This is a genomic window from Planotetraspora mira, assembly GCF_016863275.1.
Classification (GTDB): Bacteria; Actinomycetota; Actinomycetes; order Streptosporangiales; family Streptosporangiaceae; genus Planotetraspora; species Planotetraspora mira.
Genome location: NZ_BOOO01000004.1, coordinates 23811 through 42351, shown reverse-complemented (window position 1 = coordinate 42351; position 18541 = coordinate 23811). Strand labels below are relative to the sequence as shown.

At 69.4% G+C, this 18541-nt stretch carries 19 protein-coding genes; 12 read left to right on the top strand and 7 right to left on the bottom strand.

Annotation, left to right across the window (positions count from 1 at the left end; genetic code table 11):
- The first annotated feature begins 69 nt into the window (after positions 1-69).
- Complete coding sequence (locus tag Pmi06nite_RS03750; RefSeq protein WP_203951411.1) at positions 70-1632, top strand: endonuclease/exonuclease/phosphatase family protein; 1563 nt, start codon at positions 70-72, stop codon at positions 1630-1632.
- Between the two features lie 43 nt (positions 1633-1675).
- Here Pmi06nite_RS03750 and Pmi06nite_RS03745 read toward each other — a convergent pair whose 3' ends face one another.
- Positions 1676-3649, bottom strand: a complete 1974-nt coding sequence (locus tag Pmi06nite_RS03745; protein ID WP_203951410.1) for an ATP-dependent DNA helicase — start codon at positions 3647-3649, stop codon at positions 1676-1678.
- A 223-nt stretch (positions 3650-3872) separates the two neighbouring features.
- On the opposite strand from Pmi06nite_RS03745, the gene Pmi06nite_RS03740 reads away from it, so the two are divergent.
- Complete coding sequence (locus tag Pmi06nite_RS03740; protein WP_203951409.1) at positions 3873-4988, top strand: hypothetical protein; 1116 nt, start codon at positions 3873-3875, stop codon at positions 4986-4988.
- Positions 4989-5038: 50 nt separating this feature from the next.
- Positions 5039-6628, top strand: coding sequence for a Na+/H+ antiporter (locus tag Pmi06nite_RS03735; RefSeq protein WP_203951408.1), 1590 nt, complete (start codon positions 5039-5041; stop codon positions 6626-6628).
- A 31-nt stretch (positions 6629-6659) separates the two neighbouring features.
- Here Pmi06nite_RS03735 and Pmi06nite_RS03730 read toward each other — a convergent pair whose 3' ends face one another.
- Positions 6660-6917: a ubiquitin carboxyl-terminal hydrolase 14 gene (locus tag Pmi06nite_RS03730; protein ID WP_203951407.1), complete on the bottom strand. Its 258-nt coding sequence runs from the start codon at positions 6915-6917 to the stop codon at positions 6660-6662.
- A gap of 49 nt (positions 6918-6966) precedes the next feature.
- On the opposite strand from Pmi06nite_RS03730, the gene Pmi06nite_RS03725 reads away from it, so the two are divergent.
- Genes Pmi06nite_RS03725 through Pmi06nite_RS03715 form a run of 3 tightly spaced genes read left to right on the top strand, consistent with a single transcriptional unit; the run spans position 6967 to position 8025 of the window.
- On the top strand, positions 6967-7338 hold the full coding sequence (locus Pmi06nite_RS03725) for a DUF8711 family protein (RefSeq protein WP_203951406.1): 372 nt from the start codon (positions 6967-6969) through the stop codon (positions 7336-7338).
- 43 nt (positions 7339-7381) lie between these two features.
- Positions 7382-7717, top strand: coding sequence for a YidH family protein (locus Pmi06nite_RS03720; RefSeq protein ID WP_203951405.1), 336 nt, complete (start codon positions 7382-7384; stop codon positions 7715-7717).
- On the top strand, positions 7714-8025 hold the full coding sequence (locus Pmi06nite_RS03715; protein ID WP_203951404.1) for a DUF202 domain-containing protein: 312 nt from the start codon (positions 7714-7716) through the stop codon (positions 8023-8025). The genes Pmi06nite_RS03720 and Pmi06nite_RS03715 overlap by 4 nt, the downstream gene beginning before the upstream one ends.
- Positions 8026-8053: 28 nt before the next feature.
- On the opposite strand, the gene Pmi06nite_RS03710 is transcribed toward Pmi06nite_RS03715, so the two are convergent.
- On the bottom strand, positions 8054-9172 hold the full coding sequence (locus Pmi06nite_RS03710) for a ferritin-like domain-containing protein (RefSeq protein WP_203951403.1): 1119 nt from the start codon (positions 9170-9172) through the stop codon (positions 8054-8056).
- Positions 9173-9263: 91 nt separating this feature from the next.
- Here Pmi06nite_RS03710 and Pmi06nite_RS03705 point away from each other — a divergent pair, with 91 nt between their 5' ends.
- Positions 9264-9908, top strand: a complete 645-nt coding sequence (locus Pmi06nite_RS03705; RefSeq protein WP_203951402.1) for a TetR/AcrR family transcriptional regulator C-terminal domain-containing protein — start codon at positions 9264-9266, stop codon at positions 9906-9908.
- A 53-nt stretch (positions 9909-9961) separates the two neighbouring features.
- On the opposite strand, the gene Pmi06nite_RS03700 is transcribed toward Pmi06nite_RS03705, so the two are convergent.
- A complete protein-coding gene (locus Pmi06nite_RS03700) occupies positions 9962-10543 on the bottom strand; it encodes an aggregation-promoting factor C-terminal-like domain-containing protein (RefSeq protein WP_239113606.1) in 582 nt (193 codons plus the stop codon).
- Positions 10544-10812: 269 nt separating this feature from the next.
- Here Pmi06nite_RS03700 and Pmi06nite_RS03695 point away from each other — a divergent pair, with 269 nt between their 5' ends.
- The gene (locus tag Pmi06nite_RS03695; protein WP_203951401.1) at positions 10813-11301 is read left to right on the top strand and encodes a glutathione peroxidase; all 489 of its coding nucleotides are present in this window, start codon (positions 10813-10815) and stop codon (positions 11299-11301) included.
- Here the strand turns inward: Pmi06nite_RS03695 and Pmi06nite_RS03690 are convergent.
- Positions 11291-12277 carry a LacI family DNA-binding transcriptional regulator gene (locus tag Pmi06nite_RS03690; protein WP_203951400.1) on the bottom strand — a complete coding sequence of 329 codons (987 nt, stop codon included), beginning with the start codon at positions 12275-12277 and terminating at the stop codon, positions 11291-11293. The two genes, Pmi06nite_RS03695 and Pmi06nite_RS03690, sit on opposite strands and share 11 nt — an antisense overlap.
- 122 nt (positions 12278-12399) lie before the next feature.
- On the opposite strand from Pmi06nite_RS03690, the gene Pmi06nite_RS03685 reads away from it, so the two are divergent.
- The gene (locus Pmi06nite_RS03685; protein WP_203951399.1) at positions 12400-13623 is read left to right on the top strand and encodes an ABC transporter ATP-binding protein; all 1224 of its coding nucleotides are present in this window, start codon (positions 12400-12402) and stop codon (positions 13621-13623) included.
- Between the two features lie 168 nt (positions 13624-13791).
- Here the strand turns inward: Pmi06nite_RS03685 and Pmi06nite_RS42920 are convergent, their stop codons facing one another.
- Positions 13792-14103, bottom strand: a complete 312-nt coding sequence (locus Pmi06nite_RS42920; protein ID WP_203951398.1) for a sortase domain-containing protein — start codon at positions 14101-14103, stop codon at positions 13792-13794.
- A 546-nt stretch (positions 14104-14649) separates the two neighbouring features.
- Between Pmi06nite_RS42920 and Pmi06nite_RS03675 the strand changes: the two genes are divergently transcribed.
- Genes Pmi06nite_RS03675 through Pmi06nite_RS03665 form a run of 3 tightly spaced genes read left to right on the top strand, consistent with a single transcriptional unit; the run spans position 14650 to position 17205 of the window.
- On the top strand, positions 14650-14868 hold the full coding sequence (locus Pmi06nite_RS03675) for a hypothetical protein (protein ID WP_203951397.1): 219 nt from the start codon (positions 14650-14652) through the stop codon (positions 14866-14868).
- Positions 14858-16609, top strand: coding sequence for a DUF4012 domain-containing protein (locus tag Pmi06nite_RS03670; RefSeq protein ID WP_203951396.1), 1752 nt, complete (start codon positions 14858-14860; stop codon positions 16607-16609). Before Pmi06nite_RS03675 ends, Pmi06nite_RS03670 begins: the two co-directional genes overlap by 11 nt.
- Positions 16610-16659: 50 nt before the next feature.
- Complete coding sequence (locus Pmi06nite_RS03665) at positions 16660-17205, top strand: arsenate reductase/protein-tyrosine-phosphatase family protein (protein WP_203951395.1); 546 nt, start codon at positions 16660-16662, stop codon at positions 17203-17205.
- Here the strand turns inward: Pmi06nite_RS03665 and Pmi06nite_RS03660 are convergent.
- Positions 17183-18538, bottom strand: a complete 1356-nt coding sequence (locus tag Pmi06nite_RS03660; protein ID WP_275409544.1) for a tyrosine-protein kinase domain-containing protein — start codon at positions 18536-18538, stop codon at positions 17183-17185. The genes Pmi06nite_RS03665 and Pmi06nite_RS03660 overlap by 23 nt on opposite strands.
- Positions 18539-18541: the final 3 nt, after the last annotated feature.

Here is an 18541-nt window from a genome sequence, read left to right as displayed (position 1 = left end):
TAGCGTGGGCCCCGCTCGTGCCGGCCGGTGGCCGGCGTGCCGAGGCGACGGGTGAGGAGAACCTTGAACGTGAAACGATTGAAGCGACGACGCGTGGTGGCATCCGCCGGGGCGCTGATCGCGGCCGCGATGCTCTCGCTGGGATCGACATCCGCGGTCGCGACGACCGGCGGGCACAGTGCCGCAGAGCACGAACGACTCCGGGTGATGACGCTCAACATCTTCTACGGGGGCGACGACCTCGATCTGAAGACCGGCGATTTCTGCGCGAAGCCGAACGGGTGCCCGCAGACCCTGGTGCAGATCGAACACGCCATCACGCAGGCGCGTGCCGACATCGTCGGGGTGCAGGAGCCGGAGCGGGACGTCGAGAGGATCGCGTCGGCGCTCGGCTGGTACGGCAGCGACCGGGCCCATGTGATGTCGCGGTTCCCCATCATCGATCCGCCGGGCGGCAACGGCCTGTACGTGTACGTCGAGGTGGCGCCGGGTCGTGTCGTGGCCGTCGCCAACACCCACACGCCGTCCGACCCCTATGGCCCGTATCTCGTCCGGGACGGCGGCACGGTGAAGCAGGTGCTCGATCTCGAGCGCAAGACCCGGCTGCCCGCCGTACAGGACCTGATCGAGGTGCTTCCGTCGCTGGCACGCAAGGGCATCCCGGTCATGCTGACCGGAGACTTCAACAGCCCCTCCCACCTGGACTGGACGCCTGCGGTCGCGGCTGAGCGCCCGGAAGTCCCCTACGCGGTGAAGTGGCCGGTCAGCAGCGCTCTCGCGGAGGCGGGACTGCGGGACACCTATCGGGAGGCCCATCCGGACCCCGTCGCCGTCCCCGGGTTCACCTGGACGCCAGGCAGCCCCGAGGCCGACGCGCACGAGGTGTTCGACCGGATCGACTGGGTGCTGACCGCCGGTCCGTCCCGCACGATCGACAGCACCGTGGTCGGCGAGAAGGGCGGGCCCGACGTCGGCGTGGGTGTGTCGCCCTGGCCGACCGACCACCGGGGAGTCGTGTCCACGCTGGACGTCGTGCCGGCGGTGCCTCAGGTTCTGGTGGCACCGGCCACCCGCCGGGTCACGATCGGCGGGAACCTGCCCGTCACCTACCACGCCCCCGGACGGCAGGGCGAGCGGGTGGAACTGCGGGACGCGAAGGGCCGGGCCGTGACCTCGCGACCGACGAGTTCGAGGACCGACGGCACGGTCACGTTGTCGGCCAAGGGCCTGCGCCGCGGCGCCTACGACGTCGCCCTCGTCTCCCGCGGCAAGGTGGTCTCCAAGGCGCCGGTCTGGCTCTACCCCGCCGGCGAGCCGACCAAGGTGTCGGTCGGCAAGAGCAGCTACAAGCAGGGCGAATCGATCAAGGTCGACTGGTCGAACGCACCCGGCATGGGTCTGGACTGGGTCTCGGTCTACGCCTGCCCGGGCGGCAAGTGCCAGGACACCTCCGAGTACCTCGTGTACACCTACACCGGCTCGGCGATCGAAGGACAGGCGAAGATCGGACCGAAGTCGATCGGAGCCGACTCCTCGTGGCCGCTGGCCCCCGGCCGGTATGTCGTGAGGCTTCTGCCCGACGACGGTCTGGTCTCCGTGGCCCAGTCGGCCATGTTCACGGTGACCAAGTAGCGACCGGGAAGTAGCGACCGGGGAGTGGCGATCGCCTACCCGGTCAGGCTCCGTCCGTGAGGCGGGTCAGCGCCTCACGGACCTTGGCCGGGTCGGTCGTGCGCCAGAACGGCGGCAGCGAGCCCAGCAGGAACCCGCCATAACGGGCGGTGGCCAGCCGGGGGTCGAGCACCGCCACCACGCCCCTGTCGTTCATCGACCGCAGCAGGCGGCCCGCGCCCTGCGCCAGGAGCAGCGCCGCATGCGTGGCCGCGACCGCCATGAAGCCGTTGCCGCCGGTCGCGGCGACGTGCCGCTGTCGTGCGGAGGCCAGCGGATCGTCGGGCCGGGGGAACGGGATGCGGTCGATGATGACCAGGGTGAGCGACGGGCCGGGCACGTCCACGCCCTGCCACAGGGACAACGTTCCGAACAGGCACGTCGCCGGGTCGGCGGCGAACTGCTTGACCAACTGCGAGGTCGAGTCGTCGCCCTGGCAGAGCAGCGGCACGTCCAGCCGCTCGCGCAGAGCCTCGGTGGCGGCCTTCGCGGCCCGCATCGAGGAGAACAGTCCGAGCGTGCGCCCGCCCGCGGCCTCGATCAGCTCGGTGATCTCGGTGAGGTACTCCTCGGGCAGGCCGTCGCGGCCGGGCTGCGGGAGGTGCTTGGCCACATAGAGGATCCCGCTGCGCGGGTGGTCGAAGGGCGAACCGACGTCGAGGCCGGTCCAGTCGTCTCCGCTGAGCCCCCACTGGCGGGCCATGCCGTCGAAGGAGCCGCCCAGTGCGAGGGTGGCGCTGGTGAGGACGACCGTGCGGTCGCCGAACAGCTTGTCGCGCAACATCCCGCCCACCGACAGGGGCGCCACGCGCAGCGTCGGGGGGATCCGGCCGCGCCCCTCGTCGAGCCAGACGACCTCCGCCCGGTCGGCCTCGGAGTCTCCGCCGAACGCGTCGAGCATGCGCTGGGCGGTGTCGTGCACCTCGTCGAGGGCGGTGAACGTCGCCTTGCGCAGGCCGGCGTTCTCCGGGTCGTCCTTGTCCTTGTTCCGCGGGCCCAGGGCCTTGATGCAGGCGTACGCGGAGTCACGGACCAGGGCGAGGGTCAGGCCCAGCGACTGCGGCAGGTCGTCGACCCGGCCGGGCGGAGCGGCGGCGAGCAGGGCCGCCAGGTCCTCACCGGCCTCCTGGAGCCGGTCGGCCAGCGCCTGCTCGATCAGCCTTCCCACACGGCGGACGGCGACACCCACCGTGCTCTCCGACAGCTCGTCGGTGACCACCGACGTGACCCGGTCGACCAGCTCGTGGGCCTCGTCGACGACGACGACGTCGTGTTCCGGCAGGACGGGGAAGTCCTCCATCGCGTCGATGGCGAGCAGCGCGTGGTTGGTGACCACCACGTCGGCCTGGCCGGCACGCTCCCTGGCCAGCTCGGCGAAGCACTCCGCGCCGCTCGGGCAGCGCTGCGCGCCGAGGCATTCCTTGGCGTGCACGGAGAACTGCCGCCACGCCTGGTCGTTGACGCCGGGGACGAGTTCGTCGCGGTCGCCCGTCTCGGTCTCCGAGGCCCACTCCTGGATCCTCTGGACCATGCGCCCGGTCGCGCTCACCTCGCGGGGATCGAAGAGCTGGTCCTCCTCGTCGTCGGGCATGCCCGCGCCCATCTTGTGGCGGCACAGGTAGTTGCGGCGGCCCTTGAGGATCGCGAACTCCGGCCGATGGTGGAGCACGCCCTCGAGCGCGTCGGCGAGCCTGGGCAGGTCGCGGTCGACGAGCTGGCGCTGCAGGGCGATCGTGGCGGTCGACACCACGACGGCGTTGTCGGTCTCCGCGGCATGCCTGATGGCGGGCACCAGGTAGGCGAGCGACTTGCCGGTGCCCGTGCCCGCCTGGACCGCGAGGTGCTCCTTGCCCTCGACGGCGTCCCGCACCGCCTGGGCCATCTTGACCTGCCCGGGGCGCTCGGAGCCGCCCAGCTCCGTCACCGCGGTGGTGAGCAGTTCCTCGACGGGCGGGAGGTCGCGACTGTCCTTGGGCACGGGAGAACGCTACCCGCTGCCGCCGACATCCGAGGCGTGAGCGGACGGTTGCATCCTGGCGTTCCAGGAGCCGGAAATCGTCTCCCGTGGCACACTAGGCGTCACACTCTCAAGGTCAACGACGATCTACCGAGTAGGGGACAAAGAGGACAGGAAAGACGTTCGGTAGGGTTTCCCGAGGTCGAGTGGACGGATAAGGGCAGGTAAAGGCACTATGTCTGTCATGTCGGAAGTTGTCCCGTTGCCATCATTCGGTGAGGTGTTCTTCGACGCCCGCGGCCAGGACCGGGTTCTCCGGGTGACCTGGCACGAGGGAACGCTGGTCCTGAGCCTGTGGCGCGGCGAGATGTGCACCGGGAGTTTCCGGATGCCCATGGATGACGTCGGGCGCCTCATCGACGGTCTCGACGACGGCTACGCGGAGGCGGGCGGTCAGTACGTCGACGACGGACAGGATCCCGGCACCGGCCCCATGGCCCGTCAGGACGCGGTCCAGCCCGAGTACCCCGGACAGCCCGAGTACCCCGGACAGCCTGAATACGCCGGGCACTCCGAATACGCCGGACATCCTTCCGACTATCCCGCTCCCCAGGCCGAATACCCGGACTACCCCGGCACCGGCCAGTACTCGCGCCCGGCGCCGGACCAGTACGGCGGGCCGGCACAGGACCAGTACGGCGGGCCGGCACAGGACCAGTACGGCGGGCCGGACCCGTATGGGGGCCCCGCGCCTGACGCGTACGGAGGGCCCAGCGGCCCGCAGCCGCCGATGGGGTCGAACGACGTCCTCGTGGCACGCGGGGCTCCGCCCAGGGAGGCTCCCCGCGAGGTGCCCCGCGAGCGGCCGTTCGCCCCCGGTCCCTACGAGGAGCCGCCCCGCCAGTACGGCGCGCCGCCCCCCGGTCAGCAGGGCCAGCCCGGTCACCCGGGTCAGCAGGGCCAGCCCGCTCATCCGGGTCAGCAGGGCCAGCCCGCTCATCCGGGTCGGTCCGGCCGTCCAGGTCAGCCCGCCGGAGGTCACCCCGGCCAGCAGGGCCGCCAGCCCAGGCCCGTCGCGGGACATCCCGGTCAGCCCGCAGCGGGACATCCCGGCCAGGCCGGCTACCAGTACGACACGGGTCCGCAGACCCCGCCGTACCCGCCGCAGCCGCAGGGGCGGGTCGACCCGAGCGACCCGCTCGGCCTCGGCCAGGGCCGGCCGTACCCGCAGGACTACCAGCAGGAATACGGTCAGGACTATCCGCAGGAGCCCATGTACGCCACGGGCGAGCGCATACGGCCGGACCAGCGGCCGGAGCAGCGGCCGGACGACCCCCGGGACGATCAGCGCGTCTGGTGACGAGCCTGGCGGGTCATCGAGTGCCCCGATATAAGTAACCTCATCGGTTGATGGACATCTCCACCGCATCGCAGTTCCTGTTGCTTCCCGCCGGCGCCCTGGCGGTCACCGCCGTCGCGAGACGGCGGGGGTGGTCCGCGCCCCTGTTGCTCGTGGTCGCGGGCCTGGTCGCCTCGTTCGTTCCCGGGATGCCCGGCTACGGGCTGGACCCGGAGGTCGTCCTTTCCGTGTTCCTGCCGCCGATGCTCTACTCGGCGGCGCTCGACAGCTCATATCTCCGCCTGCGTGCCGTGAAGCAGGTGGTCGGGCTGCTCGCGGTCGGGCTCGTCCTGTTCAACACGGTCGTGATCGGGCTCATCGCGCACGCGCTGATCCCGCGACTGCCGCTCGCCGCGGCGTTCGCGCTCGGGGCCATCGTGGCCCCGACGGACGCCGTGTCCGCCATCGCGGTCGGCAGGAAGCTCGGCCTGCCGCGAAAGTCGATCACGATCCTCGTCGGGGAGGGCCTGTTCAACGACGCCACGGCGCTCACGGCGTACCGGGTGGCCGTCGCGGCGGCCGTGGCGGGCACCGCGGCCGACCTGTTCGGCGCCGGTGCGGAGTTCCTCTACTCGGCCGGGGCCGGCATCGTGATCGGGCTCGCCATCGCGTACGTCGTGGCGGCCGTGCTGCGCAGGCTCAGCGACTCGCTGATCGCCAACGGGATCTCGCTGCTCGTCCCGTACGGCGCCTACATCGCGGCGGAGGCCGTGCACGCGTCCGGAGTGATCTCCGTGGTGATCGCCGGAATCTATCTGGGCCACCAGATGAGCCGCACGAGCTACGGCACCCGCATCCTGTCCGGCGCCGTGTGGAAGGTCGCCGATCTCGTGCTGGAGTCGATCGTGTTCGCCCTGATCGGCCTGCAGGTGCGGCCGATCGTCATGGGGCTGGCGGATGAGAACCTCACCCGGGTGGGGGTGTACGCGGTCGTCCTGTTCCTGCTCGCCGTGGTCCTCCGGGCTGTGTGGGTGCCGATCACCGTCTACGCGCCGAGGCTGATCAGAAGGGTGCGTGAGCGGGAGGCGCGGGCGCCCGCCTGGCGCAACGTGGTGCTCACGAGTTGGGCGGGCATGCGCGGGGTGGTCTCCCTCGCCGCGGCCTTCGGTCTGCCGAAGGACTTCCCTCAGCGCAACCTGGTGTTGTTCCTGACGTTCGCCGTCGTCATCGGCACCCTGATCGTGCAGGGACTGTCGTTCCCGTGGCTCATCAGGCGGCTCGGCGTGTCCAACGACGCGGAGCGCTACTCCGACGACCTCGCGGAGGCGGCTGCCCAGCAGGCCGCGTCGGCGGCCGCGCTGGCGCGGCTCGACGAGCTGATCGCCGACGGCGTCCTCGACGTCCATGAGGAGGTCGTCGAGCAGTTGCGGTCGCGCGCCGAGCGTACGGCGCTGCGGGGGTGGGAGAGGCTCGGCGGAGGCACCGGCCTCGACGGCGCGGAGACCCCGTCGACGGTCTACCGGCGGCTCCGCCGCGAGATGCTCACCGCGCAGCGTGAGGTGTTCGTCCGGCTGAGGGACGAGCGGCGGATCGACGACGAGGTGCTCCACCGGGTGATGCAGGAACTCGACTTCGAGGAGGCCACGCTCGAGCGGAGCTGACCTCCCCGGCCGGCGTTCCGCGGTCCGGTGCTCAGCCGAGCGCGTTGTCCACGAAGCACCAGCGCCATTCCTCACCCGGTTCGTAGGACCGCATCACCGGATGCCCGGACTGATGGAAGTGCGCGGTCGCGTGACGGCTGGGGGAGGAGTCGCAACAACCCACGTGGCCGCACGAAAGACACTTGCGCAGGTGGACCCAGCGCCCGCCCGTCTCCAGGCACTCGGCGCACCCCTCCGCGGGGAGGGGCGCAGGGTCGCCCGCGGACTGCAAATGCTCACAGATATCCATAAACTTGATGCTAGCCCGGCCGAAATTACGATTGGGTAGGGTTCTGGCCATGCGACCCCTCCCCCTCTCCGCCGCTGCCGCCGTGGCCGCATCGGTCCTGTTGCTCTCCGGATGCTCCGCCGCCGACAAGGCGCAGTCCTGTCTCGAGGCGCCCAAGCTGATCAGCGAGACGATCAGCAAGGTCACCGCCGCGGCCAACGATCCCGAGGCGATGCAGAAGGAGATCTCCGACGGCGCCGCCAAGCTGAACGACCTCGCCAACGACGCGGGGGACACCACCCTCAAGGAAGCGTTGCAGGGGATGTCCGACAGCCTCCAGAAGCTCAACGTCGACGACGCCAACGCCGCCGTCGACGCCGCCCAGAAGGCCGCCACCGACAGTGCCGCCTATCTGAAGCAGATCACGGAGGCCTGCCTGTAACCCGGCAAATCCAGGGGAAAAGGGGCAAAATTACCCTGTTCCCATGGATGGGCACGAGCCGGACCCCAGGTTCACGTTGGCCAACGAACGCACGTACCTCACCTGGCTGAGCACGTCTTTGGCCCTCAGCGCCGGAGGCATCGCCATGGCGGTCGTGCCGGAGGGGGTCTTCGTGCCGTGGGTCCGCACGCTGCTGGCCCTGGTGCTCGTGTTGTTGTCCGCCGTCTCCGCCGCCACCGCCTACCCGCGGTGGCGGCACATCCAGCAGGCTCTGCGCCGTGACCAGCCGCTTCCGCCGCCCGCCCTCGCCCCCCTCTTCGGGTACGGCGTCGCCACGGTGGCGGTCGTCGCCCTGCTCCTGATCCTCCTCGGGCGATGACCGCCGGACTGCACAGCGAGCGGACGCGGCTGGCCTGGGTCAGGACGGCGACCGTCCTGGCGGTCGCCGGACTCGTCGCGGCCGGAGCGGGCCTGCGCGGCGGCGAAGGGCCGGGGATGATCGCGCCCTTCGCGGTCGCCGCGCTCTGCGGAGCGATCCTGCTTCTGCGCACCGGCGCGCGGTACAGGCGGGTCGAGCGGGCCCTGCGCGAGGCCGGCCCGCTGGACGACACGACGGACGCGCGCCTCGCGTGGGTCGGCGTGCTCTGCGTGGTCGCCGGGTCGCTGGCGCTGGTCCTGTCCCGCTGACCGTCCCGCACACCGCTGGTGGGGCGTCTCAGCTCTCTTCGCGTGCCGCCTCGATGGTCTCGGCCACCTCGGCGTGCCGCTCGGACTCCTCCTGGATGAAACGCTCCGCGTCCAGTTTCTCCGCGATCTCCTCGTCCTGCTTCATGAGGGCGTCGAGGCTCTGCCCCGCCATGTCGAGCACGCCCATGTCGGCGTAGGCCTTCTGCAGGCGGGGGCTCCACAGCCCGATGTCCTTGACGCAGGGCACGATGCGGCTGAACAGCAGGGAGCGGAACAGCCTGAGGTACTCCGACTTGTCGGTGGCCTCCATGGCCTGGGCCGTCTCGTCCTTGCTCAGGCCGAGGGTCTCCCAGGTCTCCTCGCCGCGGAGGCGGTCGCGCATGAGGTAGCAGCCCTCGATGACGAAGTCCTCACGCTCGCGCCGCTCGGTCTCCGTCAGGCCCCGGTAGTAGTCCCGCAGGGCCATCCGGCCGAAGGCGACGTGCCTGGCCTCGTCCTGCATGACGTACGCCAGGATCTGCTTGGGCAGCGGCTTGGTGGTGATGTCGCGCATCACGCCGAACGCGGCGAGTGCGAGGCCCTCGATCAGCACCTGCATCCCGAGGTACGGCATGTCCCACCGGGAGTCGCCGAGCGTGCTGTCCAGCAGCGCCTTGAGGTGCTGGTTGATGGGATAGACGACCCCGACCTTGTCCTGGAGGAAGCGGGCGTAGGTCTCGGCGTGCCGCGCCTCGTCCATCGTCTGCGTCGCGGCGTAGAACTTCGAGTCGAGATCGGGCACCGACTCGACGATCCGGGCCGAGCAGATCATGGCGCCCTGCTCGCCGTGCAGGAACTGGGAGAACTGCCAGGAGGCGCTGTGCAGCCGGACGTCCTTGCGCTGCTGCGGGCTCATGCGCTCCCAGAGCGGCGTGCCGTAGATGGAGATCGACTGGTCGGGGACGCCGAGCACATCGTAGGGATCGACCTCGAGGTCCCAGTCGATCCGCTTGACGGAGTCCCACTGCTTGTCCTTGCCCTTCTGGTACAGGGCGAGCATGCGGTCTCTGCCGTCGTCGTACTCCCAGGTGAACCGCGCGGCGCCGGTCATCTCCACGTCCCATGTGGAGAGCTCGGCGGGGATGGTGTAGAGCTCGTGAGTCGACACGGGGGCCCTCCTCGACGTACACCGTACGTAGTGATTTCGAGACTGACACGTACGCTGTACGTCCGTCAACGGGGTGGGAGACAATCGCCACATGCTCAGCCGCAGCAGGATCGTCGACGCCGCCGTCGACCTCATCGAGCGCGAGGGCGCCGACGCCGTCTCCATGCGCAGGATCGCGGCCGGGCTCGGGGTCGGGGTCATGTCGCTCTACAACCACGTTCCCAACAAGGCGGCGCTGCTCGACGCCATCTCCGAGAGCGTCCTGTCGAAGATCGAGTTCACCGACGACCCGTCGGCGCACTGGACCGACCGGGTGCGCGTCCAGGCGAGGGCGTTCCGGCAGATCGCCCACCACTACCCGCGCTCGACGATGGTGGTGTTCAGCCGCCAGCTCCACTCCACGGCCGGGCTGCTCCCGGTCGAGCGGGCCCTGTCCACGCTTCGCGACGCGGGGTTCGAGGGGGGCGAGGCGGTGCGGATGTTGCGCATGTTCGTCGCCTACATCGTCGGCTCCCTGCTCAGGGAGGTGGGCGTCACTCCGACGTTCGCGCCCGTGCGGGGCGACGCGACGGTGGTCGACGTCGATCCCGCCCTGTTCCCCGAGGTGAGCTCGCTGGCGCCCTACCTGACCTCGTGCGACCACGACGAGGAGTTCGAGTTCGGGCTGGAGTTGCTGGTCCAGGCGATGTCCGTGCGGGCGGGGAAGCAGGCCGGACGGCGAAGCGCCCGGGGATGACCCCGGGCGCTTCGGTGGGAACGGTCCCTTCCCCTGGGCGTTCCCGGTCCTGCTCAGTACCAGTTGTGCGACTGGAAGTGACCCCAGGCGCCGCATGGTGAGCCATACCGGCCCTTGATGTACCGCAGGCCCCAACGGATCTGGGTCTGCGGGTTGAACCGCCAGTCCTCGGCGACGTATCCCATCTTGCTTCCGGGCAGCGCCTGCGGGATCCCGTAGGCACCGGAGCCGGCGTTGTAAGCCCGGTGATTCCAGTTGCTCTCCCGGGTCCACAGGCTGTCGAGGCACTGGAACTGCGTGCTCGGCCATGCCCGCCGGCTGACGAGGCGGAAGGCGTAGGCCTTGCTGCGGGTCCTCGTCGGTGCGGGCGCCCGTTGAATCTTGCGGGCCTTCACCGTGACGCGCATCTTCCATGTCGCGACATGGATACCTTGACTGGTCTGCGCGTCCTGGCTGGTCGTGGACTGCTCGGCCATCGCCGGTGTGGCGCCCGCGCCGCCGATCACGCTGATCGCGATCACAGCAACCGCTGTTTTGCGCAGAACACTGAAACTGTCCAAATCGGTCCTTGTCGTCGGGTCGCGTGCGGAAGGCGGGCGCGTGTGGCACGCGATCGCCGGCCGGACCGCGCTCATGGCGTGAGCGCGGCCGTCCGCTCGGCCTGCAACGGATCCAAGACAACTTCCGGCAGGCACCGCGACGGGTCCTTTACGCGGATTGAAGTACGCCGACCCGGCCCACGGCCGTCACCTGAGACACGCGGCGGACGGTTCTTTGCCGATTCGGTTCCGGGCGGCGGGCGTCTCGCGGGACCGCGCTGACGTTACGCGCCGCCTCTTGACCTGGATGATCGGGAGCGGCACCGGCACGTCGGGCCCCGAACATCGTTCGGTATAGTCCGCTCATGAGCCTTCTCGAAACCCCTGTCGCCACCCTTGAGGGCGCCCCCACCACTCTCGGTGAAGTCCTCGGCGGTCGCGCGGCCCTCGTGGTCAACGTCGCCTCGAGGTGTGGCCTGACGCCGCAGTACGCCGGACTCGTCCGGCTTCAGGAGAGCTATGCCGACCGCGGGTTCACCGTCGTCGGCGTCCCGTGCAACCAGTTCATGGGTCAGGAGCCGGGTTCGGCCGAGGAGATCCAGGAGTTCTGCTCGACCACCTACGGCGTGGACTTCCCGCTGCTGGAGAAGGTCGAGGTCAACGGGGACGACAGACATCCGCTGTACACGGAGCTGACCACGACCGCGGACGCGGAGGGCGCCGCCGGCGACGTTCAGTGGAACTTCGAGAAGTTCCTTCTCTCCGCCGACGGCGAGGTCGTGGCGAGGTTCCGGCCGCGCGTCGAGCCGGAGTCGCCCGAGGTCGTCGAGGCGATCGAGAAGGTCATCTCCTAGGCCCGCAACTGGCCCGCACGATGAGCTCGGTCGGCAGGGTCACCGTCCGGGGACGGCGGCCCTGCCGCAGGACCAGTTCGGCGGCACGGTAGCCCACGTCCTGGGCGGGCTGTGCGATGACCGTCAGCGGGGGAGAGCACAGCTCGGCCCAGGGCACGTCGTCGAACATGACGAGCGACACGTCCCTCGGTATCCGCACGTGGAGCTCGCGTGCGGCCAGCACCATGGCCTCGCCGAGCATGTTGCCCCCGGTCAGCACCGCAGTGAGGTCGGCGCGGTGCTGCAGCAGTCCCGCGGCGGCCGCGTACGCGGAGTCGCGGCTGGCGCGCGCGTGGACGACGAGCTCCGGGTCCGCCGGCACGCCCAGCGAGGCGAGCGTGTCGGTGAAGGCGGCCACCCGCTGCGACTGCCCGTGCCGGGCCAGGAAGGCGATCTTCTTGTGGCCGAGGCCGACGAGGTACTCCACCGCGGTCCGGACTCCGGCGCGGTCGTCGGCGACCACTCCGGGAACGTCGTCGCGCACCTGCCTGTCCGCGAAGACCACGTTCAGACCGGCGCGCAGCGCGGGCGCCCACGTCTCGCCGTCGCCTGAGGGGACCGCGATGACCCGGTCCATGCTCTGCTCGATGAGCGTGCCGATGAGCTCGGCCTCCTGCTCCGGGTCGTCCCCCGTCACCCCGATCGTCACCGGCTCGCCGTACGACCTGGCGCACGACAGCACACCGTCGGTCAGCCGGGCGTAGAAGCTGTCGGTGATGTCCGGGACGAGAAGCCCGATCCCCCCGGACCGCTGCTGCCGGAGGTTGCGCCCCAGAGCGCTCGGCCGGTAGTCGAGCCGGGCCGCCGTCGCCAGCACGCGTTCGCGTGTCTCGGCGCTGGCCGATCCGCCGGACAGGACCCGGGACACCGTGGCGACCCCGACTCCCGCCGCCTCCGCGACGTCCTTGATCGTCGTACGGCGTTGCGCCATGTTCATGGAAACGATTCCATCATGCTTCCATCCCTTATGGGACCAAAACCTTGACATTAGACGGTAGTTCGGGTGAGATTCCTGAAAACGTATCCAAGTACCTTGTTTGGGAACCGCGAAGGACTGGCATGGCTTCAATCGTTCTGAGCAACGTCGACAAGATCTACGCAGGAGGCGTCAAGGCCGTCAACGGCCTGAACCTTGAGATCAGGGACGGCGAGTTCATGGTGCTGGTCGGCCCGTCGGGATGTGGCAAGTCCACCGCCCTGCGGATGATCGCCGGCCTTGAGGACATCAGCGGCGGCGAGATCTCCATCGGTGACCGGGTGGTCAACCACCTGCCTCCCAAGGACCGGGACATCGCGATGGTGTTCCAGAACTACGCGCTGTACCCCCACATGACCGTCGAGGAGAACCTCGCGTTCGGCCTCAAGCTCCGCAAGATGCCGAAGGCGGAGATCCAGAAGCGCGTCGGCGACGCCGCCCGGATGCTCGGCCTGGAGCAGTACCTCAAGCGCAAGCCCGCCGCGCTCTCCGGTGGTCAGCGCCAGCGTGTCGCCATGGGCCGCGCCATCGTCCGTGAGCCGCAGGCCTTCCTCATGGACGAGCCGCTGTCGAACCTCGACGCCAAGCTCCGCGTCTCCATGCGCGCCTCGCTGAACCAGCTTCACGAGCGCCTCGGCGTCACCACCGTCTACGTCACCCACGACCAGGTCGAGGCCATGACCCTCGGCGACCGTGTCTGCGTGCTGCGCGACGGCCTGCTCCAGCAGGTGGACACCCCGCAGAACCTGTTCGACAGCCCGGTGAACCTGTTCGTCGCCGGCTTCATGGGCTCCCCGTCCATGAACTTCACCTACGCCGAGCTCACCCGGGACGACGACGGCGCGGCCGTCGCCTTCGCGGACTACAAGCTGCCGGTTCCGGACTCGACCTTCGACGAGAAGCCGGGCCTCGACCGCTACATCGGCAAGAAGATCATCCTCGGCATCCGCCCGTCGGACTTCGAGGACTCGGTCGCGGCCAACGGCAACGCCGCCGGCTGGGTGCGCATCCCCGTGCGCGCGAACGTCACCGAGGAGCTCGGCTCCGAGATCAACGTCCTGTTCACGATCGACGCCCCGCCGGTCGAGCACAAGGACACCGTGGCCGCTCAGCACGACGGTGACGAGGAAGAGGCGGCGGCGCTGCCGCTGGCCGGCGACAAGTCCCTGTGGACCGCCCGCGTCAACGCCCGCAGCCACGTCCGTCCCGGCCAGGACATCGAGCTGGTCGTCGACACGCACAACCTGCACTTCTTCGACGTCGACTCGGGCCTGTCCATCGGCCACGAGGCCAACGTCGGCAGCTGACTCGAGCATCGGCCGTTTTGGAAGTGCGGCGGTCGGCTTGACGCCGCCGCACTTGCAAAACGGCCGTGCCGTCTCGGGAAGGTCAGTCGTACATGTCAGGTCCTCCCCGTCGTGATCACGTATGGCGCTCCTCACGCCTCGCCGGCACGTCGTAGACGACCAGGCTGATCAGCGCCTGCGAGGGCCGCTGTGCGGGATGTTCAGGCACCGGGGTGACGACATCAGTCCGGGTGGGATCAATGATCTCCTGCCGGATGCCTGGCAGGTATGGCGGGCGTCTCTTGCGTCCACCACGATGCTGTCACCGTGCCGTAGCTCATTGATTCGGTTGAACGGCGCCGAATAGATGGTCCGGTGCTCGGAGATCAAGAAATTTCCTGTCTGGCCGGGCATTGCCGTACCGGGATAACGGCCCGGGCCTTTGCGCAATTCCTCGGAATCGGTGCCTTCGACTATGGCGTACTTGTAATCAGCGCCCAATCGGGGATGCGGAGCAATGCGACCCGCAGGGCCGCCTTCGTGGCGTAATCAGGTTAGGGTCGTCGGGCACACGCAGAGTATCGCCTCCACCGGAGTGCGGTACAGCGCTCCTGACCAGGGCATTGGCGAATTCTTTGGGATGCCGTAGGACCCGGGTGAGGGGCGCGCGGCCCGACTCGGGAATCGCTGCCGCGGCGTGTCGCACTGCCACAGCTCGCCGCATTCGGTACTTTCGCGGATCCCGCGATGGGCCAAGAGTTCACCGCGCCGGCATGACCGCGATCAGCAGTGGCTGAAGATGGTCCGTGCGCACCACGATCGCACGCGTAACCGGTGAAACAAGCCGACTGTCAATAAAGAGAGAACGGTCACCGATCATTCAGTAAGCATCGTGCGGTGAGGCGTTCCTCTTGATCGGACGCCCGTATAACAGGTCGGGGTAGCAAGCATCCGCTGGTATTCCGGCGAAATGTTCTGTGACCGGAAGGATCGTTATCGGGGGAGTCCGAAATGGCACGAAAAAACACGATGCCTATTCTTTTGGCGATGATGGTCGCGGGCGGACTGATGCGCGGATCCACCGGAATCGCCGCTGCGGACGCCAATGCCGGCCCCGCCGGAGCGTCGCACGCCAACGCCGGCCAATTGCCGTTCACAGGCGCGCCGGTGGGAGTCATGGCCGCGGCGGGCGTGGGCCTGCCGGCCGTCGCCATCACGTGCATTCTGCTCTCCGTACGGCGTCGCCGGGCTTCTTGTGCGAAGTAGAAAACGCCGACTGCTCGTCATCGGCCTGCCGGCGCTAGGCCTCGGCCTCACGCTGGCCGGGGGCTGGACGGCATATCGCGGTCTGAGCGTGCGGGATCACCTGGAGGCGACCAGGACCGCGCTGCTGCGGCTGAGCGCGGGAGACCCCGCGTCGCTGGGCGAAGGGCTCGCGGACGCCCAGTGGCATGCGGCTGAAGCGCGGCGGCTCACCGGCGGTCTGGATTGGTCGCTGATCGCCCATGCTCCCGTGGTCGGAGACGGCGCGACGACCGTGCGCGGGCTGGCTGAGGCCGCCGCGGAACTCACCGATGTCCTGGCGGGAGTTCACCGGGCGGGCGCGCCGTTCATCACGGGGAATGCGCCTTCGCTGGGCAATCTGCGGCGACTGCTGGCCGGCATCGATGCGGCGGCGCCGGTCCTGGACGACGCCGCCTCCCGGCTCGCCACGGTGCGATCGAGCCTGGCGGAGACGCCGGCGTCGACCGGCCTGGACGTTCTGGACGGAGCGCGCGGCACGGCGCTGCGTGAAGTCGATCGGCTTCGCGGCTGGTTGGGTGATGCGGCGACCGCCGCCGCACTGCTGCCTCCGATGCTGGGCCACGATGGGCCGCGCCGCTACTTCCTGGCGTTCCAGACCAATGCCGAGGCGCGGGGAACCGGAGGCCTGGTCGGTGCGTTCGGCATCCTGAAAGCCGGCCGTGGCCGGCTCGCCATCGAACGGCTGTCCCCGAACAACGATCTCCCTGAGTCTTCCCACCCTGCCGCCGACAACGGCCAGGAATTCCGGTCGCGCTACGGGCCCGGCGCGACCTCCACGCTCTCCGTTTCCAACCTCTCCCCGCATTTCCCATACGCGGCGACCACCTGGACCGGGCTCTGGGAACGGCAGACCGGTCAGCGGCTGGACGGAGCCATCGCGACCGACCCGATCGGCCTCGCTTACCTGCTGGAACTGATAGGGCCGGTCAGGCTCCCCGGGGGGGAGACGGTGACGGCCGGGAACGTCGTCGACCTCACCGAGCGCGCGGCCTACGCCCGGTACCAGGACCCGGGAGAACGCAAGCGGTTTCTCATCCAGATCGCGGGTGCCGTCAGCGAGGCGCTGATCAGATCCCGGCCCGAGCCCGCACGGTTGCTGCCGGTCCTGTCCCGGCTGGTGGGCGAGCGGAGGATCCAGATCTGGAGCCGCTGGGATGCCGAGGAGCAACGCCTCGCGACTGCTCCGGTGGGCGGCGTCCTGCCGGAGCAGCCGGGACCGTTCGCCGGGCTGGTGATCAACAACTCTGCCGGCAGCAAGCTCGACTACTACCTGGAGCGCTCCGTCACCTACAACCTTGGCGGGTGTGGCAGCGGCGGGCTGCGGTCCACAAGAGTGCGGATCCGGCTCGCCAACGACGTGCCGCAAGGGCGACTTCCCACCTATGTCACCGACCGGCTCGACTCCCCGGAGCGTCCGCACACCGTCGGTTCCAACCTGCTGTGGGTGTCCCTCTACGCCGGGGTCGGCACGAGGGTGAGCGCGGCGCGCCTCGACGGTCATCCCACTGGGATCATCACAGAGGTCGAACGATCCCACCCCGTCTACTCGACCCTCCTGGAGTTCGCCCCCAGGCAGTCGAGGACGCTGGAGTTCGACCTGCTGGAACCCTCCTCCGCCGCGGCGCCGGTGGTTCCGGTGCAGCCGCTGGTTCGCCCCCAGCACACCCAGATCATCCAAGACCGCCAGGGCTGCGCCCCTTGACCGGCGGGCGAGCGGTGCCGGCATCCCGCGTAGGCTTCCACATCCTGTTCGTGTGCACGGGTAACATCTGCCGGTCGGCACTGGCGGAGCGGCTGACCCTGTCGGCCCTCGGGCCAGGTTCCCCGCTGCTGGTGACCAGCGCGGGGACCCGTGCCGAGCCGGGGCGTCCGATGGCTGAGAGGGCGCGGCGCGTGCTGGTCCGGCTCGGCGGGGACCCAGCGGGCTTCGCCTCGCGCCCGCTCACCCCCGCGCTGGTCGTCGGCGCTGATCTCGTGCTCACGGCCTCATCAGAGCACCGTGCCGAAGCGGTGGCCCTGCATCCCCCCGCGGCCCTGCGTACGTTCACCATCGCCGAGTTCGGCACGCTGGCCCGGGCCGTGCCCGCGCAGAGCCTCGACCGCCATGAGGATCCCGTACGGCGGGCCCACGCCTTGGTCGCGGAGACGAGGGCACTACGCGGGCTGGTCCGGGTGGAGCAGCCCGACATCGCCGACCCCTACGGAGGCTCCCGGAGGGCCTACCGGGTGGCGGCCCTCCACATCGCGAACTCGCTCGCCGTCCCGCTCAAGCTGCTCACACACTCAGCGGTGTCTTGACCTCGGACTCGTAGCCGTACCCGTAGTAGTGGCCGCGCCTGGCCGGCGTGAAGTTCAGGACGGTCCCGAGGAGGCGGGCGCTGATCGACGACAGCAGCTCTGTGGCGCGCGTCACCTGCTCGCGCCGGGTCTTGCCGTACCGTGCGACGAGCAGCGCGCCGTCGCAGATCGCCGCGAGCGCCGCGGCGTCGGTGACGGGCAGCAGTGGTGGCGCATCGATGATCACCATGTCGTAGTCCCCCGTGAGCTGAGCCAGCACCGATCGCATCCCGTGCGAGCCGAGCAGCTCGCTGGGGTTCGGCGGGATCTGGCCGCTCGGAAGCACCGCCAGGTTCTGCTGGCCCCAGGTTTGGATGACGTCGCCCAGGCGCGCCTTCTCGATCAGGACGTCGGTGAGGCCGGCGGACCCCTCGATGCCGAGGTAATCAGGGATGCGTGGGCGGCGGAGGTCACCGTCGACCAGGATCACGCGCCATCCTGCCTGGGCAAGCGTGATCGCCAGGTTGGCGGAGACGGAGGACTTGCCCTCGCTCGGCAGGCAGCTGGTCACGACGAGCGACTTCGGCTGCTTGTCCACCCCGATGAACTGCAGGTTGGTCCGCAGCGAGCGGAACGCCTCGGACCTCGACGATCGGCCCTGGTCACGGACGATCAAGGGATGCCGCCGCGCGTCTCGCTCATATCCGATGACCCCGAGAATCGAGCTCTTCGAGGTCTGCTGCAGCGCCTCCGAGGTCTTGATGGTCGTGTCCAGCCGATCCCAGAGCAGGAGCGAGCTGAAGGCGACGAGCAATGCGATGATCACGGCAATCGCGATATTGAGCAACGGCCGGGGGCTGACCGGTTCCTCCGGGACCTCCGCCCGATCCACAATCGTGACCTTGACCGCTGGACGGCTGTCCGGAGTCGACCGCTCAATCTGGTCGATCATCCGGCTGAATTCGGACCCCAGGTTGTTGGCCAGCAGCGCAGCGCGCTCGGGGTCGTGGTCACTGACCTTCGCGCGGAGCAGTACGGTGCCGGGGATGGGTTCCGCCGTGATGTTCGCCTGGAGTCCCTGGACGTCCTCGCCCGCGGCGATCCGGCTGACCAGTCGACGACTTGTCAGCAGACTGGCGTAGGACTGCACTCCCTGGGACAGCGCCCCGGCCTGGTACGCGGGGGAGAGGCTGCCTTGCTTGTCGTAACTGGAGAACAGCATGGTGGTCGTCGCAACGTACTTGGGCGGAGTGTTCGCGCTCACGACAAGGGCGGACGCCACCCCGATGATCAGCGAGAGCAGGATGAGCAGCCAGCCCCTGCGTACGAGTCGCATGCAGTGGAGCAGATCCATCTG

Coding starts and splice junctions, on each gene's coding strand:
- Pmi06nite_RS03740 (WP_203951409.1), top strand. CDS start 3,873: ATGTCGGAAGTTGTCCCGTTGCCATCATTCGGTGAGGTGTTCTTCGAC.
- Pmi06nite_RS03735 (WP_203951408.1), top strand. CDS start 5,039: ATGGACATCTCCACCGCATCGCAGTTCCTGTTGCTTCCCGCCGGCGCC.
- Pmi06nite_RS03730 (WP_203951407.1), bottom strand. CDS start 6,917: ATGGATATCTGTGAGCATTTGCAGTCCGCGGGCGACCCTGCGCCCCTC.
- Pmi06nite_RS03725 (WP_203951406.1), top strand. CDS start 6,967: ATGCGACCCCTCCCCCTCTCCGCCGCTGCCGCCGTGGCCGCATCGGTC.
- Pmi06nite_RS03720 (WP_203951405.1), top strand. CDS start 7,382: ATGGATGGGCACGAGCCGGACCCCAGGTTCACGTTGGCCAACGAACGC.
- Pmi06nite_RS03715 (WP_203951404.1), top strand. CDS start 7,714: ATGACCGCCGGACTGCACAGCGAGCGGACGCGGCTGGCCTGGGTCAGG.
- Pmi06nite_RS03705 (WP_203951402.1), top strand. CDS start 9,264: ATGCTCAGCCGCAGCAGGATCGTCGACGCCGCCGTCGACCTCATCGAG.
- Pmi06nite_RS03700 (WP_239113606.1), bottom strand. CDS start 10,543: ATGAGCGCGGTCCGGCCGGCGATCGCGTGCCACACGCGCCCGCCTTCC.
- Pmi06nite_RS03695 (WP_203951401.1), top strand. CDS start 10,813: ATGAGCCTTCTCGAAACCCCTGTCGCCACCCTTGAGGGCGCCCCCACC.
- Pmi06nite_RS03690 (WP_203951400.1), bottom strand. CDS start 12,277: ATGAACATGGCGCAACGCCGTACGACGATCAAGGACGTCGCGGAGGCG.
- Pmi06nite_RS03685 (WP_203951399.1), top strand. CDS start 12,400: ATGGCTTCAATCGTTCTGAGCAACGTCGACAAGATCTACGCAGGAGGC.
- Pmi06nite_RS03675 (WP_203951397.1), top strand. CDS start 14,650: ATGATGGTCGCGGGCGGACTGATGCGCGGATCCACCGGAATCGCCGCT.
- Pmi06nite_RS03660 (WP_275409544.1), bottom strand. CDS start 18,538: ATGGATCTGCTCCACTGCATGCGACTCGTACGCAGGGGCTGGCTGCTC.